The organism is Bacillus sp. SIMBA_154 (assembly GCF_046536015.1).
Taxonomy (GTDB): domain Bacteria; phylum Bacillota; class Bacilli; order Bacillales; family Bacillaceae; genus Bacillus; species Bacillus pumilus_P.
The window spans coordinates 1-264 of sequence record NZ_JAWJBV010000350.1 but is presented as its reverse complement, the minus strand read 5'-3'; the positions used below and the strand labels follow the sequence as shown (position 1 = coordinate 264).

General features: G+C 42.0%; 1 protein-coding gene. It reads left to right on the top strand.

What is annotated here, in order from left to right; translation table 11 throughout:
- The coding region (locus tag R0K30_RS22340; RefSeq protein WP_410613075.1) for a UDP-N-acetylglucosamine 2-epimerase at positions 1-264 on the top strand (264 nt) is incomplete at both ends.

The following is a 264-nucleotide window of genomic DNA, read 5'->3' as shown; positions in this document are numbered from 1 at the left end:
ATTACGAGCAAATAGCGGTAGGTCACGTTGAGGCAGGTTTACGCACAGGTAATATTTACTCGCCATGGCCTGAAGAAGGTAACCGAAAGCTAACTGGCGCACTAACACAGTTCCACTTTGCACCAACCGACACCTCAAAAGCTAATTTGCTGAAAGAAAATGTCGCAGATGAAAATATATTTGTAACCGGTAATACGGTGATTGATGCTTTACTACTGGTTAAGCAACAAATAGAAAGTGACGCAGAGTTAAGCAACACTTTAG